General features: G+C 61.1%; 13 protein-coding genes and 6 tRNA genes. 1 reads left to right on the forward strand and 18 read right to left on the reverse strand.

The window, feature by feature from the left end; genetic code table 11:
* Positions 1 to 39 precede the first annotated feature (39 nt).
* The 4 genes from BLT98_RS06095 to BLT98_RS06110 all read right to left on the reverse strand — a co-directional run bounded on the left by BLT98_RS06095 (position 40) and on the right by BLT98_RS06110 (position 7,137).
* On the reverse strand, positions 40 to 711 hold the full coding sequence (locus BLT98_RS06095) for a formate dehydrogenase subunit gamma (protein ID WP_034779204.1): 672 nt from the start codon (positions 709 to 711) through the stop codon (positions 40 to 42).
* Positions 698 to 1,621: a formate dehydrogenase subunit beta gene (fdxH, locus tag BLT98_RS06100; RefSeq protein ID WP_034779207.1), complete on the reverse strand. Its 924-nt coding sequence runs from the start codon at positions 1,619 to 1,621 to the stop codon at positions 698 to 700. Before fdxH ends, BLT98_RS06095 begins: the two co-directional genes overlap by 14 nt.
* A gap of 13 nt (positions 1,622 to 1,634) precedes the next feature.
* Positions 1,635 to 4,706 (reverse strand): formate dehydrogenase-N subunit alpha, encoded by a 3,072-nt coding sequence (gene fdnG, locus BLT98_RS06105; RefSeq protein WP_092605954.1) that lies wholly within the window; start codon positions 4,704 to 4,706, stop codon positions 1,635 to 1,637.
* A 286-nt stretch (positions 4,707 to 4,992) separates the two neighbouring features.
* Complete coding sequence (locus tag BLT98_RS06110) at positions 4,993 to 7,137, reverse strand: TonB-dependent receptor (protein WP_092605956.1); 2,145 nt, start codon at positions 7,135 to 7,137, stop codon at positions 4,993 to 4,995.
* A gap of 382 nt (positions 7,138 to 7,519) precedes the next feature.
* Here BLT98_RS06110 and BLT98_RS06115 point away from each other — a divergent pair, with 382 nt between their 5' ends.
* On the forward strand, positions 7,520 to 9,226 hold the full coding sequence (locus tag BLT98_RS06115; protein ID WP_070254521.1) for a methyl-accepting chemotaxis protein: 1,707 nt from the start codon (positions 7,520 to 7,522) through the stop codon (positions 9,224 to 9,226).
* A gap of 25 nt (positions 9,227 to 9,251) precedes the next feature.
* Here the strand turns inward: BLT98_RS06115 and BLT98_RS06120 are convergent, their stop codons facing one another.
* From BLT98_RS06120 to era, 14 genes are all read right to left on the reverse strand, one after another.
* Entirely contained in the window at positions 9,252 to 9,704 is a 453-nt protein-coding gene (locus BLT98_RS06120; RefSeq protein WP_092605958.1) for a hypothetical protein, read from the reverse strand.
* A gap of 33 nt (positions 9,705 to 9,737) precedes the next feature.
* Positions 9,738 to 11,225 (reverse strand): SulP family inorganic anion transporter, encoded by a 1,488-nt coding sequence (locus BLT98_RS06125; protein WP_092605960.1) that lies wholly within the window; start codon positions 11,223 to 11,225, stop codon positions 9,738 to 9,740.
* Positions 11,226 to 11,504: 279 nt separating this feature from the next.
* Positions 11,505 to 11,578, reverse strand: a tRNA-Cys gene (locus BLT98_RS06130).
* Between the two features lie 42 nt (positions 11,579 to 11,620).
* Positions 11,621 to 11,696: transfer RNA gene (locus BLT98_RS06135), tRNA-Gly, on the reverse strand.
* An 83-nt stretch (positions 11,697 to 11,779) separates the two neighbouring features.
* Positions 11,780 to 11,855, reverse strand: a tRNA-Gly gene (locus tag BLT98_RS06140).
* 56 nt (positions 11,856 to 11,911) lie between these two features.
* Positions 11,912 to 11,987, reverse strand: a tRNA-Gly gene (locus tag BLT98_RS06145).
* Between the two features lie 71 nt (positions 11,988 to 12,058).
* Positions 12,059 to 12,134, reverse strand: a tRNA-Gly gene (locus tag BLT98_RS06150).
* Between the two features lie 92 nt (positions 12,135 to 12,226).
* Positions 12,227 to 12,302 (reverse strand) — tRNA-Gly (locus BLT98_RS06155).
* Positions 12,303 to 12,407: 105 nt separating this feature from the next.
* On the reverse strand, positions 12,408 to 12,992 hold the full coding sequence (gene pgsA, locus BLT98_RS06160) for a CDP-diacylglycerol--glycerol-3-phosphate 3-phosphatidyltransferase (RefSeq protein ID WP_034749601.1): 585 nt from the start codon (positions 12,990 to 12,992) through the stop codon (positions 12,408 to 12,410).
* 257 nt (positions 12,993 to 13,249) lie between these two features.
* Positions 13,250 to 15,130 carry an excinuclease ABC subunit UvrC gene (gene uvrC, locus BLT98_RS06165; protein WP_070280221.1) on the reverse strand — a complete coding sequence of 627 codons (1,881 nt, stop codon included), beginning with the start codon at positions 15,128 to 15,130 and terminating at the stop codon, positions 13,250 to 13,252.
* Positions 15,131 to 15,154: 24 nt separating this feature from the next.
* The gene (acpS, locus tag BLT98_RS06170) at positions 15,155 to 15,550 is read right to left on the reverse strand and encodes a holo-ACP synthase (RefSeq protein ID WP_070280220.1); all 396 of its coding nucleotides are present in this window, start codon (positions 15,548 to 15,550) and stop codon (positions 15,155 to 15,157) included.
* 14 nt (positions 15,551 to 15,564) lie between these two features.
* Complete coding sequence (gene pdxJ / locus BLT98_RS06175) at positions 15,565 to 16,326, reverse strand: pyridoxine 5'-phosphate synthase (RefSeq protein ID WP_034779221.1); 762 nt, start codon at positions 16,324 to 16,326, stop codon at positions 15,565 to 15,567.
* Positions 16,327 to 16,368: 42 nt separating this feature from the next.
* A complete protein-coding gene (gene recO, locus BLT98_RS06180) occupies positions 16,369 to 17,217 on the reverse strand; it encodes a DNA repair protein RecO (protein WP_070280219.1) in 849 nt (282 codons plus the stop codon).
* A gap of 28 nt (positions 17,218 to 17,245) precedes the next feature.
* A complete protein-coding gene (gene era, locus BLT98_RS06185) occupies positions 17,246 to 18,148 on the reverse strand; it encodes a GTPase Era (RefSeq protein ID WP_034749612.1) in 903 nt (300 codons plus the stop codon).

Consider the following 18,148-nt stretch of genomic DNA (forward strand, 5'->3'; position numbering starts at 1 on the left):
CTGACCCCGGGTAATGCCGGTGTCATCAATATCAAGAACTTAGTCTTTTGTATTGCGAATGACAGCCTCAAACCACTTCGGATGGTGCTTGCGCGCCCAGCCGTAGGTGACGGTGCCGCGCACCATGGCACCGATCGAACCCTTGACCCATAGTGCCGCATAGATGTGCACGATGATGGAGCAGATGATGCCGAACGCGCACACGGCATGCAGCAAGGCGGCCGCGCGGATGACGGGAATCGGGAAATAGAACGCAAAGTACGCGCGCCAGATCACGATACCCGACAACAGCAAGCCCACCATGCAAGCGAGCAGCACGAAGAACAGGATCTTCTGGCCGGCATTGTATTTGCCGATCTTCGGAAGCTTTTCTTCGCGGTTGTTGAGCACGTCGTCCATCTGTTTCAGCCACTGCTTGTCGCCGTCCTCGAACTTGTTGTGGTGCCAGAAGCGCACCACCAGGATCGCGAACGAGACAAACATCACCAGGCCGGCAAACGGATGCAGGATGCGCGTCCATTGCCCGCCGCCGAACAGGTTCGCCAGCCACGCCATCGAGGGATGGAACATGGCCAGGCCGGACAGCGCCAGCATGACGAAGGTGATGGCGGTCACCCAGTGATTCGTGCGCTCGTTCGGGTCGTAGCGCTGGATCAGCGGGTTGCCATCCTTGTCGCGCAGCTTTCCATCATGCAGATCACTGTGGCTCATGGTCTTCCTCCCGGATGCGCTTGGCCTCTTCCAGCGCTTCGTGCTCTTCGTCCTTGCTCACTTCGTTCGGACCGACTCGCGTGTAATGGAAGAAGCCCGCCAGCGCCGTGGCGGCCATGCCGGCCACCGCCAGCGGCTTGGACCAGCCCTTCCAGAAGCCCACCATCGGACTGATGCGCGGGCGCTCCGGCAAGTTCGAATACAGCTTCGGCTTGTCGGCATGGTGCAGCACGTACATCACGTGCGTGCCGCCCACGCCCAGCGGGTCGTACAGGCCCGCATTCTCGAAACCGCGCGACTTCAGGTCGACGATGCGCTCTTCCGCATGCACCTTCATGTCTTCCTTGGTGCCGAAAACGATGGCGCCCGTCGGGCAGGTTTTCACGCAGGCCGGTTCCTGGCCCACGGCCACGCGGTCCGAGCAGAGCGTGCACTTGTAGGCGCGGTCGTCCTTTTTCGAAATGCGGGGCACATCGAAAGGACAGCCGGCCACGCAGTAGCCGCAGCCGATGCAGTTTTCCTGGTGGAAATCCACAATGCCGTTCGTGTACTGCACGATGGCGCCCGGCGCCGGACAGGCTTTCAGACAGCCCGGGTCCTCGCAGTGCATGCAGCCATCCTTGCGGATCAGCCACTCGAGGTTGCCGTCGTTGTTTTCGTGTTCGGCAAAACGCATCACCGTCCACGATTGCGGCGTCAGGTCCGTCGGATTGTCATAGGTGCCATGGTTTTCGCCGACTTCATCGCGCAAGTCGTTCCATTCCATGCACGCCGTCTGGCAAGCCTTGCAGCCGATGCATTTCGACACATCGATCAGCTTGGCCACGGTGCCCGTCACCGGGCTGCGCGCTTGCGGCGGCGTTACCGTGGTAGCCGACAGGCGCCGGATATCTAAGGATTGCAGTGCCATTATTGAGCTCCCATCATGCTTTTTCCACCTTCACGAGGAAGGACTTGAATTCCGGCGTTTGCGAATTCGCATCCCCCACGCCCGGTGTCAGGGTATTAATCAGATACCCCGGCTTGGCCACGCCCGTGAAGCCCCAGTGCAGCGGCAGGCCCACGGTATGCACCGGCTTGCCCTCGATCATCAACGCCTTGATGCGCTTGGTGACGACGGCCTTGGCGATGATGTGGCCCCGCTTGGAACTGACGCGCACTTCACCGCCGGCAACGACGCCGATGCTCTTGGCCAGCTCTTCGCCGATTTCAACGAATTGCTGCGGCTGGATGATGGCATTCAGGCGTGCATGCTTGGTCCAGTAATGGAAATGCTCGGTCAGGCGGTAGCTGGTGGCCACATGCGGATATTCCTCGTGCGTGCCGAACATTTTCCGGTCATCGGCGAACACGCGCGCGGCCGGATTGCTGGTCGCCTGCGGGTTTTTCGGATGCATGGGGTTGTAGCCCAGCGGATTTTCGAACGGCTCGTAATGCTCGGGGAACGGCCCTTCGGCCATGGCGCCACGCGCAAAGAAGCGCGCCACGCCCTCGCCCAGCATGATGAACGGGCCCATGCCGTTTTCCGGCGGTTCGTCGACCTTGAAGTCGGGAATATCGGCCCCGCTCCAGTTCGTGCCATTCCACTCGATGAGCTTGCGGGTCGGATCGAAAGGCTTGCCCTTCAAGTCGCACGAGGCGCGGTTGTACAGCACGCGGCGGTTCGCCGGCCACGCCCAGGCCCAGCCCAGCGTCTGGCCGATACCGGTCGGGTCGCTATTGTCGCGCCGTCCCATCTGGTTGCCCGCCTGCGTCCAGCTGCCGGCGAAGATCCAGCAACCGCTGGTGGTCGTGCCGTCGTCGCGCAATTGCGCGAACGAGGCCAGCTGCTCGCCCTTTTTCACCAGCAGCTTGGTCGCGTCCTTCGGATCGTACAGGTCGGCCAGCGCACGGCCGTTGAATTCGCGGGCGATTTCTTCCGGCTGCGGATTATGCGGCTGCGCATAATTCCATGTCAGGTTGACGATAGGATCGGGGAACTTGCCGCCCTCCTTCTGGTACATGCTGCGCATGCGCAGGAACAGGCCGGACATGATCTCCAGGTCGCTGCGCGCCTGGCCCGGCGGTTCGGCCGCCTGCCAGTGCCATTGCAGCACGCGCGAAGAGCTCACCAGCGAACCGCGTTCTTCGGCGAAGCAGCTGGTCGGCAGGCGGAACACTTCCGTCATGATCTTGGTGGGATCGACTTCGTGGTACTGCCCGTGCGCCTTCCAGAATTCGCCCGTTTCCACGGCCAGCGGATCCATGATGACGAGGAACTTCAGCTTCGACAGCGCTTCCGTGACCTTCTGCTTGTTCGGCGCGGACGCCAGCACATTGAAACCCTGGCAGATATAGCCCGTCATCTTGCCTTGGTGCATGTTCTCGATGGCTTGCATCAAGTCATACGGCTTGTCGAGTTTCGGCAGGTAGTCAAAGGCGTAGTTATTTTCCGCCGTGGCAAAGTCGCCCCACCACGTCTTCATGAAACTGACGTGGAATTTGCGGTAATTGCTCCAGTAGCTGAGCTGGTTCGGCCGCAACGGCTTGGTGGCGCGCGCGGCGATGTAGGCGTCGAAATCCTGCTCGCCTTCGTTGGGCAGGGTCATGTAACCTGGCAACAGGTTCGACATCAGGCCCAGATCGGTCAAGCCCTGGATGTTCGAGTGGCCGCGCAAGGCGTTCATGCCGCCGCCGGCGATCCCCATATTACCCAGCAACAGCTGCACCATGGCGCCCGTGCGGATGGTTTGCGCGCCCGTCGAGTGGTGCGTCCAGCCCAGCGCGTACAGGATGGTACCGGCGCGTCCCGGCACGGCGGTCGAAGCCAATGCCTCCGCCACCTTGTGGAACTTGTCGGCCGACACGCCGCACGTGCGTTCGACCATCTCGGTCGTGTAGCGCGCATAGTGCTTCTTCATCATCTGGTAGACGCAGCGCGGGTGTTCCAGGGTCGGGTCGACCTTGGCATAGCCGTCGTCGCCGATCTCGTAATCCCAGGTGGCCTTGTCCGTGTACTTGCCTTTTTCCTTGTCGAAACCCGAGAACAGGCCGTCCTCGAACGCATAGTCTTCGCGCACGATGAAGGGCATGTCCGTGTAGTTGCGCACGTACTCATGCTGGATCTTGTCGTTCGTCAGCAGGTAATTGATGATCGCGCCGAGGAAGACGATGTCCGTGCCGGTACGCGTGGCGCAGTAGTAATCTGCCACGGATGCGGTACGGGTAAAGCGCGGATCGACAACGATCAGCTTGGCCTTGTTATGCGCCTTCGCTTCCGTTACCCATTTGAATCCGCAAGGATGTGCTTCTGCTGCATTGCCGCCCATGACCAGAATCACGTCGGCATTCTTGATATCGACCCAATGATTCGTCATCGCGCCACGGCCAAACGTCGGGGCAAGACCTGCCACCGTCGGTCCGTGTCATACACGCGCCTGATTATCAAAGGTCAGCATCCCCATGCTGCGCACTGTCTTGTGGGTCAGATACCCCACCTCGTTGCTGCCGGCGGACGCGGCAAGCATGCCGGTGGAGAGCCAGCGGTTGACGGTCTTGCCGTCGGCATTCTTTTCGATCAGGTTGGCGTCGCGGTCATCCTTCATCAGGCGCGCGATCTTGTCGAGCGCCACATCCCAGGAGATCGGTTGCCATTCCGTGCCGCCCGGTGCGCGGTATTCGGGCACTTTCAGGCGGTTCGGACTGTGGATGAAGTCGACCAGGCTGGCGCCTTTCGGGCACAGCGTGCCGCGGTTCACCGGGTGATCGGCATCGCCTTCCACGTGGATGATGCTGGAAACGGCATTTTTCGCGCCGTCGCCCAGCCCATACAGCAGGACGCCGCATCCTACCGAACAGTAGGGACAGGTATTGCGTGTCTCGGTCGTGCGAGACAGCTTGTATTGCCGCACTTCCGCCATCGCCTGGCCCGGTGCGAAACCGAGCAGGGCGAGGCTGGAACCAGCAATGGTCGCGCCAGTTACCCGAAGGAACTGGCGCCTGGACATCTGAACCATATTCAGGCCTCTATGATGTGAGTAAATAAAAAGTCATACGGCGTCGTGGTCGTGTCATATCACCAAGATATAAGCACCATGCCTGTGCCGTATGACAGTATTTTACCCCTCAAACTCCGACAAGGCTTAGTCCGCTGGAAAAAATTGCCTTTAGTCAACATTAATTTGACGATACCGAATATTCCCTCTAAACAATGCCAGCCTGCCCGGCACGCTTGCACATCGCTACCCACCATGAAAAAACCCGCTCGCGAGCGGGTTTGGTATGCGTCAGAAAAATGACAAATTACAAGCTGTAGCGCAAGGTCAGCGCCACGTTGCGCGGCGCGCCCGGCAAGCTCAGGTTCGGGCTGGAACCGTGGCCCGAGACGATGTAGCGCGTGTCGCCGATATTGTTGACGTTCAGTTGCACTTCATAGCGGCCCGTGCGGTAAGCGGCCATGGCGTCGGCCGTCACGTAGCCTGGCAGCACGACGGTGTTGCCAGGGTTGGCGAAGCGGCTGCCGACGGCATTCGCGCCGCCGCCCACGGTGAAGCCGTGGCCCAGGTCTTTCGTCAGCCACAGATTGGCCGTGTTGCGCGCCGTCAAAGTGGCGCGCTTGCCCTTGATGGCGACGGAACTGGCCGTCGTCGTGCCCGGCGCATTCACGCTGCGGTCGACGGCGATGGAATCGGTGATGGTGGCGTCCAGGTAAGCGTAGCCGGCCATCATCTTCCAGCCATCGTGCAAGTCGGCGTTGAAGGTCAGTTCCAGGCCATCCGTGCGCTGCGTGCCGACGGGCACGATGCGGTTCGTGATCGGGTCGCTGGTCTTGATATTGTCGCGCTCCAGGCGGAACAGCGACACGGTGGCGTTGGCGCGGCCGCCCCACAGGTCGTATTTGGCGCCCACTTCCGTGTTGCGCGTGGTTTCCGGCGCCAGGTCGGCATTGTTGGCGGCCAGGGCGAAGTTCTCGCCACTCGGCTGGAACGAACGGCTCCACGACGCGTAATACGATTGCACGGCGCCCGGTTGCCAGACGAGGCCGGCGCGGGGACTGTAGGCCGAATCCGTGCGTGACAGGTCCGCCGTCGTCAGGCCGGCCGCATTGGCCAGGCGCGACTGCTGCTTGTAACGGTCGTAGCGCAAGCCGGCCAGCGCCTTCCACTCGTCGCTGAAACTGATGGCGTCCTGCACGTAGGCGGCGGCCGTGTCATAGGTGCCGAAAGTATCGCCGCGCGCGCCCAGCTTGCTGCGGTTGACCTGCGGCAGGACGGGGTTGAAGATCGATACATTCGTCGCCACCACGGTCGAAGCCCAGCTCGACGCATCCTTGTTTTGCTTGCCGAACTCGGCGCCGTACAGCACTTCGTGGCGCATGGTGCCCGTGACCAGCTTTTGCGTCAGTTCCGTCTGGTTAAACCAGCCGCTCTCGTCGCGGTTGAGCTTGGCGTGACCCAGGCTCATCGTGCCCTTGACTTCGTTGACGTTGCCGGAAATATTCGTGTTGTTGCGGTCCAGGTGGTAGTCGTAGTAGCGGAAGGCATTGCGCAGCGATAAGGAATCGCTGAACTTGTGCGTCAATGTCGCGGCCGTGGACACCACGCGCGACTGGCTGAAGTCCGCATCGCGGGCGTTGGCCGCGCCATAATAGGTGCCCGCATCGACGGCGACGGGGCGGCCCTGGTAGGACGGAATGCCGAAGTCCGTCAGGCGGCGGTCTTCCAGGTAATCGCCCTGCAGCAGCAGTTTCGTCGCGCTCGACAAGCGGATGGCCACGGACGGGGCCAGCGCCGTGCGGTTGATGAATTGCTGGTCGCGGTAGCTGTCCGACAATTCGCGCGCACCCGTGACACGCCAGTCCACCGTCTCGCCGACACGGCCGACGTCGACTTCGCCGCGGCGCCCTTTTGTGTTCGTCAGGCTCAGGGCCACGTCCGTGATGTCCACGCCCGGTTTTTTGGTGATGCGGTTCACCAGGCCACCCGAGGAGCCGCGGCCATACAGCACGGCGGCCGGCCCCTTGATCACTTCCAGGCGCTCCACATTCGACAGGTCGCGGAAGTACAGCGCGTCATCGCGGAAGCCGTCGACGAACTGGTCGCCGATGGCCGTGAAGCCGCGGATGAACACCTGGTCGCGCTGGCCGTCGCCCGTGGACAGGCCCACGCCGGGGATGTTCTTCATGATGTCCTGGATCGACATGGCGTTCTGGTCGCGGATGACGGCGGCCGGCACCACGTTGATCGTCTGCGGCACGTCGCGCAAAGCCATTTCCATCTTGGTGCCGCTGGCGGAGGTGGCGGCAACATAGCCATCCTTGTCCTTAGCCGCCGTCACGGTGACGGCGGGCAAGCTTTCCTGTGCCCAAGTAGCCAATGGCGTGGCGCCAAAGGTCAAGGCGCCCAGTACGGCGATGGTGATCGGTTTGAATCCTGGCTTGCGCTGCATACAATTCCCTGGTCGATGTTTTAATACGAATGATTATCATTAGTATTTTATCAGGCGGCCATGCGATAAGTCAGCACTTATGTAAGTGATAGTACTTATAGCGCAGGTACTTGATGTAAAAACACAACAGGAAATCAATATCAAAAAACAATTAAAATTGCTTTGAAAAACTATTTCTCTGCGTCAATGCTATACTTGCGGCTTGCTGGGCAGCGGTCAGCCTGACCGACATGCCCCTTGCTTCACCTCCATCGCCACGCTCAGCGTGGCGCGCCGCACAGCCATCACGCGGCACCCGAAGACCCCGATCCCATGCGCCTTGCGGCGCCTGTCCGCCCCTGCTGGCGGCGGCGATCATGACTATTAAACTGTTAGGAATTACATGAAAAACCTGAACATCGGCAGCCGCCTTGGCGTCGGCTTTGCTGTCGTATTGCTGTTGCTTGCCGCATTGACCATCACCGCCCTCGTGCGCATGCAAACGGCCAGCGACCTGACTTACCGTCTCATCAATACCAGCATCAAGAACCAGCGCATGGTGGCCGAATGGTCGAAGATCATTGAACTCAACAGCGTGCGCGGCGTCGCCTCGTTCGAGATCACCGATCCTGTCGTGCGCGCCAAGATCGAGGAAGACTTGAAAGTCGATGCGGAGCGTTCCAGCAAGCTGCAGGACGACATCATCGCGTCCTTGCTCAATCCTGCCGTGATCGAGCAATTCAAGGTCGTGCGCAAGGTCCGCACCGACTACGTGACGACGCGCGCGCGCGCCTTCAAGATGAAGGCCGACGGCGACGTGGCGGGTGCCAAGGTCGTGTTCGACAAGGAAGTGGCGCCGATCACCGTGGCCTACCTGGCCGAAGTCAAACGCTTTGCCAACATGCAGATCAAGGCCGCCGACGGCGTCGGCGCCAGCATCATCGAAGCCTACAGCGGCACCCGCATCTTCCTGATCACCATGGGCGTGCTGGCCGTGCTGATGGGCATCGGTTTCGCGTGGTGGATCACGCGCTCGATCACCGGCCCCATCCGCGCCGCCGTGAAAGTGGCGGAAACCGTGGCAGCTGGCGACCTCACCAGCACCATCACGGCACAGGGCCGCGATGAAACGGGCCAGCTGATGCATGCCCTGAAAACCATGAACGACAGCCTGGTGGGCATCGTGGGCCAGGTGCGCAGCGGCACCGACACCATCGCCACGGCCTCCGCGGAAATCGCCGCCGGCAACCAGGACCTGTCGTCGCGCACGGAACAGCAAGCCAGCTCGCTGGAAGAAACGGCGTCGTCGATGGAAGAACTGACTTCGACCGTGAAACAGAACGCGGACAATGCGCGCCAGGCGAATAAACTGGCCGGCGACGCGGCCGGCATCGCCAGCCGCGGTGGCGCCGTGGTGGCCGAAGTGGTCGCCACCATGGGCGAAATCAATACCTCGTCGAAGAAAATCGTCGACATCATTTCCGTCATCGACGGCATCGCCTTCCAGACGAATATCCTGGCATTGAACGCGGCAGTGGAAGCGGCGCGCGCTGGCGAACAGGGCCGCGGCTTCGCCGTGGTGGCCACGGAAGTGCGCAACCTGGCGCAGCGCTCGGCAGCGGCGGCAAAAGAGATCAAGGGCTTGATCGACGACTCCGTGCAAAAGGTCGACGTGGGCACGGACCTGGTCGACAAGGCCGGCAAGACGATGGAAGAAATCGTGCAAAGCATCGGCTTTGTCACTTCCATCATGAGCGAGATCAGCAACGCCAGCGAAGAGCAGAGCGCGGGCATCGAGCAAGTCAACCAGGCCATTTCCGAAATGGACCAGGTGACCCAGCAAAATGCGGCCCTGGTGGAAGAAGCCTCAGCAGCGGCCGAAGCGATGCAGGAACAGGCGAGCGAACTGGCGCAGGTGGTCAGCGTCTTCCGCCTCGATGCCAATGCAGTAGCGACCGACCGTTTCAGCGTAAAAGCGGCACAGCGCAGCGCAACGCCAACTGCTGCCGCACCAGCCCGCAAGGCTTCGGCCCCTGCCCTGCGCCTGCCCGCGACGCGCGCCAGCAGCAAGGCAACTGCGCCGGCCGAAGGCGAGTGGGAAGAGTTTTAAGTCTGCTTAAGCAAGCCGTGCGGCATCAAGCCGCACGGGCTTGCGCTTTGGCGATCAGTACCGCCAGCTCGCGCGGCACGGATTGCCCCAGAAATTCCAGCGCCAGCGCCTCCGGATCGATGGCGACGTCCGCTGGCAAACCATGCTCGAAGCCCCCCACCATGATGCGGCAAAAATGCGGCGATTCCGGCCGCGTTTCCACATACCAGCAGCCCGCATGGCCTTGCACGAAGTATTCGCCGATAAAATAGCCGAGCATGGTTTTTACCCACTGCCAGCTCTCGTCGCGGATGACGATGGTGCGCATGGCCGCGTCGATATACGGCAGGTATTCGGCCGCGCTGGTCAGCACTTCGTGCGCCGGCTGGATGCCGAGGCGCTCGACGAAATTTACCAGCGAGGCGCCCAGCGCGTCATAGTAGGCGTCGAAGCCCGCCTGGCTTTGTTGCAACAATTGTTCTTGTTCGTTCGACAGCATTCACACTCCACAGACATTCAACAATCCCCTATTTTACGCCACGCCGACATCCACCCCGGCCCGCTGCAGCAATGCCTGGTTGCGGGTGGAAAGATGCGTCACCTGCAGATGCTTGCCCGCCTTGTCATAGCGTTCATACAAGGATTCGATGGCGGCAATGGCCGAGTGATCGGCCATGTGCAGGTGCCTGCAGTCGAGGATGACGCGGGCCGGGTCCGACGCTGGCTGGAACAGCTCCTGGAAATGCGTGGTGGAAGCAAAAAACAGCGTGCCATGCGGCAGGTACACGCGCATGCCGGCGCTGCTGTCATCGATATCGGCACGCATTTCACGCGCATGCTGCCAGGCAAAATTCAAGGCGGCGATGACGATGCCGCACAGCACGGCCATCGCCAGGTCCGTGAATACGGTAATGACCGTCACAGCAACGATCACCAGCGCATCCTGCAACGGCACCTTGCCCAGTACGCGCAAGGAACCCCAGGCAAACGTCTGCTGCGCCACGACGAACATCACGCCCACCAGGGCGGCCAGCGGGATGCGCTCGATCAGCGGCGACAGGAACAGGATGAACAGCAAAATCATCACGCCGGCCGTCACGCCCGACAGGCGCGAGCGGCCACCCGAGCTCAGGTTGATCATCGTCTGCCCGATCATGGCGCAGCCGCCCATGCCGCCAAACAGGCCGGAAACGACATTCGATGCGCCGAGGGCGATGCATTCACGGTTCGGATGGCCCCGCGTTTCAGTCATCTCATCGGTAAGATTAAAAGTGAGCAAAGTTTCCAGCAAGCCCACCATGGCCATCAGCGCCGCATACGGGAAGATGATATGCAAGGTCGCCATGTCCAGCGGCACGGTGGGCCAATGCAGGGCCGGCAGGCCGCCGGCGATATGCGCGAGGTCGCCCAGGGTGCGCGTGGGCAGGTGCAAGAAATGGCTGAGCACGCCCACGCCGAGGATGGCCACCAGCGCGGGAGGCACGGCCTTCGTGACGCGCGGCAGCACGTAGACGATGGCCATGGTCAGCGCCACCAGCGCGCCCATCACATACAAGGGCATGCCTTGCAGCCAGGTTTCACCCTGCGGCGTGGCCTGACGAAAGTGTTCCAGCTGGGCCATGGCGATGACGATGGCCAGGCCATTCACAAAGCCCAGCATCACCGGATAGGGCACCATGCGGATCAGCTTACCCAGGCGCAAGATGCCGAACAAGGCCATCAGGATGCCGCTCAGCACCACGGTGGCCAGCAGATACTGCACGCCATGCTGCGCCACCAGTGCCACGATGACGACGGCCATGGAGCCGGCGGCGCCGGAAATCATGCCGGGGCGTCCGCCAAAGATGGCCGTGAATGCGCAAATGATGAAGGCGCCATACAGGCCCATCAGGGGATTCAATTGCGCCACCAGGGCAAAGGCGATGCATTCAGGCACCAGGGCAAAGGAAGTGGTCAAGCCCGCCAGGACGTTCTTTTGCAGGTTCGAGAACCACTCATCCCGAAAAGTTGTGTTGATCATTGATGCGTATCCAAAGTCGGAACAGGAAAATGCCGGCCTGATGGACAATCATCAGGCACAGCCATACCAGCGGGCGTCACAAAAAAGCTGCGCTGAGGTCGAACGGAGCAGGAAAGTCGTCAGTGACTACATCGGTATGGCGGAAAGGGGAAGTTTCATCAAGGCGCCAGGCGGCGCGGCTGAGCTTGCCGGCATTATACAAGATGCGCAGCCGGCAAAAGTCAGGCAAATGCGCGGACAAAAAAATAGCCCACTCGAAAGTGGGCTATTTTTTTCATCTGGAGGCGAGGACGGGAATCGAACCCGTCTAAACGGCTTTGCAGGCCGCTGCATAACCTCTTTGCTACCTCGCCAGAGGAACTGCTTGGATGGGCCTTGCGGCACACCTTGAAAACTGGAGCGGGAGAAGAGTCTCGAACTCTCGACCTCAACCTTGGCAAGGTTGCGCTCTACCAACTGAGCTACTCCCGCATTGGAGCTTGGTTACTGCTTAATCTCGCTGCGTACCGCGGCGGATAAAAAAAGGAAGCCAGCTTAGCTTCCCTTTAGAATTCTGGAGCGGGAGAAGAGTCTCGAACTCTCGACCTCAACCTTGGCAAGGTTGCGCTCTACCAACTGAGCTACTCCCGCATTGGAGCTTCTATTTTCTGCTACTGCCATTCTTGCTGTACTGCTTCAGCTTTCGCTGGAGCGGGAGAAGAGTCTCGAACTCTCGACCTCAACCTTGGCAAGGTTGCGCTCTACCAACTGAGCTACTCCCGCATACGAACCGCTATTTTACTGCTTTTTGCTACCGTTTACCAGTGCTGCTTTACTGCTGATCCAGTATTCACTGGAGCGGGAGAAGAGTCTCGAACTCTCGACCTCAACCTTGGCAAGGTTGCGCTCTACCAACTGAGCTACTCCCGCAGTGGACAACATTGTATCAGAAGCTCTACTACATCGCCAGTACTACTTTTTACTGCAGTCGCTGTTTTTACCTATGACACGATCCAGAAAACTGGAGCGGGAGAAGAGTCTCGAACTCTCGACCTCAACCTTGGCAAGGTTGCGCTCTACCAACTGAGCTACTCCCGCGTCATCAACAACAGGCCAGCATTATAGAGGGATTACAGGGGCTGTCAACGGGCAATATCTGGTCTTTTGCAAAATATTCCGCACAAAGCAGCCGCCTGCCTATTCTTAGTGCAAATTTCCCGCTTTTTCTTTAATCAGCGGCCACGCCAGGCGCAAGTAATAGAACATCGACCACACCGTCAGCACGCAGGCGATCCACAGCAGCTTCTCGCCCCACACGTGCGTGTCGATCGCGCCAAAGATCACTTCGTGGTACAGCAGCAGGGGAATGGCCGTCATTTGCGCGGCCGTCTTGATCTTGCCTATCGAGCTGACGGCCACCGATTTCGATGCACCGATCTGCGCCATCCATTCGCGCAACGCGGAAATCGTGATTTCGCGGCCGATGATGATGAAGGCCAGCACGGCATTCACACGGTCGAGCTGCACCAGCACCAGCAAGGCGCCCGCCACCATCAGCTTGTCGGCGACCGGGTCGAGGAAGGCGCCGAAGGCCGAGGTCTGGTTCCAGCGTCGCGCGAGGAAACCGTCGAACCAGTCGGTGACGGCCGCAACAATGAAGACCAGGGTGGCAACCAGGTTCTGGTCGCCATGCAGCAGCATCGACGGCGGCAGATAAAACACGCCGACGACGAGCGGTATCAGGGCCACGCGCAGCCAGGTCAAAAGGATGGGAATATTAAAAGGCATAAGAGAGCAATCGGCCGACGGGTAAATTGAACATGAGGAAAGCGTGAAGAAAGCGCCACTAGTCTACATGGCCCCAGGGTATTAGCCTAGTCCGGTTGCCGCGGCACCGGACCAGGCCGTCATAGAACCCTCACAAAACCGTAGCGAGCGGCAGTGAGTTGCGACCGAGAAGCGCAGCTGTGCTTGACACGGGGGCGCCGAGCCAGTGAGCATCGCAGGCCGCAAGTCGCGACGCGCAGTAGGTTTGGTTAGGAGTTCTAATGCAGCTGCTTGTAAATCTCTTCTGCCAGCTGCGTGGAAATCCCCTCCACCGACATCAGATCCTCGATGCTGGCGTCGACCACGCCGCGCAAGCCGCCAAAGCGCGACAGCAATTTCTGGCGGCGCTTGGCGCCGATGCCCTCGATCTCTTCCAGGCGCGACGTCTGGCGCGTCTTGGCCCGCTTGGCGCGCATGCCAGTAATGGCGAAGCGGTGCGCCTCGTCGCGGATCTGCGCGATCAGCATCAGCGCCGCCGATTCCTTGCCCAGTTCCTGCGCCGCGCGGCCATCGACGAACAGCAGGGTTTCCAGGCCAACCTTGCGTCCCTCCCCCTTGGCCACGCCGACAATCAAGCTGATATCGAGTCCCAGCTCGGCGAACACCTGGCGCGCCATTTCGATCTGTCCCTTGCCGCCGTCGATCAAGACCACGTCGGGCATCACTCCATCGCCATTCGCCACTTTCTCGTAACGGCGCATGAGGACCTGGCGCATGGCCGCGTAATCGTCGCCTGGCGTGATGTCGTTGATGTTGTAGCGCCGGTATTCGCCATTCTGCATGGCGTGATGGTGGAACACGACGCACGATGCCTGCGTCGCCTCGCCCTGCGTGTGGCTGATGTCGAAACACTCCACGCGCAGGCTGTCGAGGTCTTCCGTTTCCAGGCGCAGCGCCTCGGCCAGCGCGCGCGTGCGCGACTGCTGCGAACCCTGTTCGGACAACAAGCGCGCCAGCGAAATCTCGGCGCCCTTCTGCGCCATTTCCAGCCACTGGCGGCGCTGCCCCTGCGGCTGGAAGATCAGGTTGATGCGGTGGCCACACTGCTCCATCAGCGCCACCATCAGGGCTGGCTGGTCGAATTCGATATTCAGGATCAGGGTGCCGGGAATGAATTTTTCCGTGTAGTGCTGGGCCAGGAAGGCGGCCAGCACTTCCACCTCGATCGGTTCCTCGGCAATCGCCGCCGCATCGCTGAGCTGGCTGGGGAAATAAGCACGGTCGCCCAGATGGCGTCCGCCGCGCACCATGGCCAGGTTGACGCAGGCGCGCCCGCCCTGCACCAGCACGGCGAGGATGTCGACATCGGCGTCACCGGTCGTCTCCATGCTTTGCTGGTGCAGCACGCGCGACAGCGAGGCGATCTGGTTGCGCACCACCACGGCCTGCTCGAATTTTAATTCAGCGGCAAACGCGTGCATCTTCTTTTCCAGGTCGGCCAGCACTTCGCTCTGGCGCCCGCGCAGGAAGCGCGCCGCGTTTTCCACGTCGTTCTTGTAGTCTTCCTTGCTGATCAGGTCCACGCAGGGCGCACTGCAGCGGCCGATCTGGTGCAGCAGGCAGGGACGCGTGCGGTTCGCATACACGCTGTCCTCGCAGGTACGGATCAGAAACACCTTTTGCAGAATCTGCATCGATTCCTTGACGGCCCAGGAGCTGGGGAACGGCCCGAAATACTGGTTTTTCTTGTCTACCGCACCCCGGTAATACACCATGCGCGGCGCATCGCCATTCGTGATCTTCAGATACGGATACGACTTGTCGTCGCGGAACAGGATGTTGTAGCGCGGCTGCAGCGCCTTGATCAGGTTGTTTTCCAGGATCAAGGCTTCCGCTTCGCTGTGCGTGACCGTCGTTTCCAGGCGCGCGATGCGCTCGACCATCATGGCGATGCGGGGACTGGCCAGGTTCTTCTGGAAGTAGCTGGAGACGCGTTTTTTCAGGTCGCGCGCCTTGCCGACATACAGCACCTTGTCGGCGGCGTCGAAATAGCGGTACACGCCGGGCAAATTCGGCAGCTTGGCGACGGTCGCCAGCACTTGCGCGCGGGGATCGGGTGGCGTTTCCGCCAAGGAAGATTCTGGGCTTGCTTCGGTCATTGCTGGCTCATTGCGCACTTATAGTTACACTGCCTGTTCCACGATCACGAACGCGACCGCATATTCTTCTTCATCGCTGATGGTCACTTGCGCGCTCAGGCGGTTTTTCTCCATGAACTGCGCCAGCACGCCGCTGCAGACGATCATCGGCTTGCCGCTGGGGTGGTTCAGCATCTGCGCGGCGGGCCAGGTCATCGGCATGCGCAAGCCCAGGCCGATGGCCTTGGAAAACGCTTCCTTTGCCGCGAAGCGCGTGGCAAGGAAGCGCACGCCGCGCGCGGCATTCTTGGCGCTGCGGGCGCGGAATTTTTCCAGCTCCTGCGGCCCCAATATCTTTTTCGCGAAACGCTCGCCGTGCCGCGCCAGGGCCGCCTCGATGCGGGGTATCTTGCAGATATCGGTACCGATGCCGTAGATCATGCCCTACTCCCCTGTCAGGCCCTGTGACCGAGGCGCGTGGCCACCATGATGGCCTTCATTTCGCGAACGGCGTTTTCCCAGCCGACAAACACGGCATGCGCGACGATGGCGTGGCCGATGTTCAGTTCAGCAATATCGGGAATGGCGGCGATGGCCTGCACATTGGTGTAATGCAAGCCGTGACCCGCGTTGACTTTCAAGCCACGGCCCACGCCAAACAGCACGCCCGCCTTGATGCGCTCCAGTTCCGCCAGCTGCTCGGCGCCTTGCGTATCGGCATAGCGCCCCGTGTGCAGCTCGATCACGGGCGCGCCGAGCTCGGCGGCGGCAGCGATCTGCTGCTCGTCCGCATCGATGAATAGGCTCACGCGGATGCCCTCGCCTTGCAATTGTTGCACCGCCGCCTGCACTTCCTTGAAGTAGCGCACCACGTCCAGGCCCCCTTCGGTCGTCACTTCCGTGCGCTTTTCCGGCACCAGGCAGACGTCCGCCGGCTTGATGCGGCAGGCGAAATCGATCATCTCGGCCGTGACGGCCGCTTCCAGGTTCATGCGCGTCAATAATTGCGGCGCGATGGCGATCACGTCCGCATCCTTGATGTGGCGGCGGTCTTCGCGCAAATGCAGGGTGATGGCGTCGGCGCCGGCCTGTTCGGCCAGCAGTGCCGCGCGGATCGGGTCAGGATAGGCAGTGCCGCGCGCATTGCGCAAGGTGGCCACGTGGTCGATGTTGACGCCCAGGTCGATGACGGGGCCGGAAGGCTGCAAAAAGCTCATATAAATGGTATCCGTAAAGTGCTGTCCTGCTGCAAATCTCAGCTACAGCTGCATTAAATCAATCAGTATCTGGCGCGTGTTCAAGGTGGCGCCGCCCAGTTGATGGGCCAGCAAAAAGCGCATCAGCAGCTTGCTTTGCGCCTGCGTGGCCACGTCAAGATAATCTTCGCGCTCCATGTCGAGCAAGGTCTTGCCCGTGATCCTGGGCCAGGCGTCGGCGGCGCGCGCCGGGCGCGGCCCCCGCTCCGGGTCGACCACGTACACCTGCCCCGCCTCGACGGCCTGGCGCGTGCCCGTGCAGCGCGTCAGGTCGGCCGCCACGCCCGTTTCCTTGAGCAGGGCGCGCTCGAACTTGCGCAGCACGATGGGCGGGGGCTCATTGTGCGCCAGTTGATTCAAGGTAGCAACGTAGTGGTCGAACAGGACGGGATGCGGGTCGTCGCGCGCGAGCAATTTGACCAGCAATTCGTTCAAATAAAAGCCGCACAGCAAGGCTGTCTTTTCCAGCGGCAACATACCACCCACCCATTCCGCACCGGTGAGAATGCGCAGCTCGGACTTGCCCGTCCAGCCCGCTTGCAGCGGCTGGAACGTCTGCAGCACGCCGCGCAACTGCGAATGGGGCCGCTTGGCGCCCTTGGCAACGAGCGCGATGCGGCCGTACTCGCGCGTAAACACGTCGACGATGAGGCTGGTTTCTTTATGCGGGTAGCTGTGCAGCACGAAGGCTGGCTGGCCCGTGATGCGGCCGTCGCGCGTGGGCGGACGGCTGCGCCGGGGTGCTGTGGGAGGTACGGCCGGCGGCGCGATGGCCACCGGCGCGGGGACAGGTGCGGAAACAGCAGGTGAAGCTGGCGCAGGATGGTGCAGCGCTGGCGTGGTGGTGCTCATGCGTGTGGCGTCGCCCCCGGGTTGCGGATTACTCGTAGCCGTAGGCGCGCAAGCCCGCCTCGTTGTCGGCCCAGCCCGACTTGACCTTGACCCAGATTTCCAGGTACACGGGGCCGCCGAACAGCTTTTCCATATCCAGGCGGGCCTGGGTGGAGACTTCCTTCAGGCGCGCGCCCTTGTTGCCGATAATCATGGACTTGTGCGTATCGCGCTCGACCAGGATGGCGGCAAACACGCGGCGCAGATCGCCTTCCTGCTCGAATTTCTCGATCAGCACGGTGCTCGTGTACGGCAGTTCGTCGCCGACAAAGCGGAAGAGTTTTTCACGCACGATTTCCGAGGCGAGGAATTTCTCGCTGCGGTCCGTGATGTCGTCCGGTCCAAAGATCGGCTGGTTTTCCGGCAAGAAGCGCTTGATTTCATTCTGCAAGCCTTCCAGCTGGAAGTGCAGCTTGGCGGAAACAGGCACGATGGCGGCGAAGTCGCGCATGGCGGCGATCTTTTGCGCGAACGGCAGCAGCACGGCCTTGTCCTTCACGCGGTCCGATTTATTGATGACGAGGATGCATGGCACTTCCTTCGGCAACAGGTCCATCACTTGCTGGTCGGCCGGGCCGAACGTGCCCGCTTCGATCACGTACAGGATGACGTCCGAGGAAATCAGGGTGTTCGTGACGGTCTTGTTCAGCGTCTTGTTCAGCGCGTTCGAGTGGCGCGTCTGGAAGCCTGGCGTGTCGACGTAGATGAACTGCGCATCCGGCACCGTCTGGATACCCGTGATGCGGTGGCGCGTGGTTTGCGCCTTGCGCGAGGTGATGCTGACCTTCGCGCCGATCAGCACGTTCATCAGGGTCGATTTGCCCACGTTGGGGCGGCCCACGATGGCGATATAGCCACAGCGGAAGTTGTCGGGCATTTTGGTGGCTGTCAT

Source organism: Janthinobacterium sp. YR213 (genome assembly GCF_900099875.1).
Taxonomy (GTDB): domain Bacteria; phylum Pseudomonadota; class Gammaproteobacteria; order Burkholderiales; family Burkholderiaceae_D; genus Janthinobacterium; species Janthinobacterium lividum.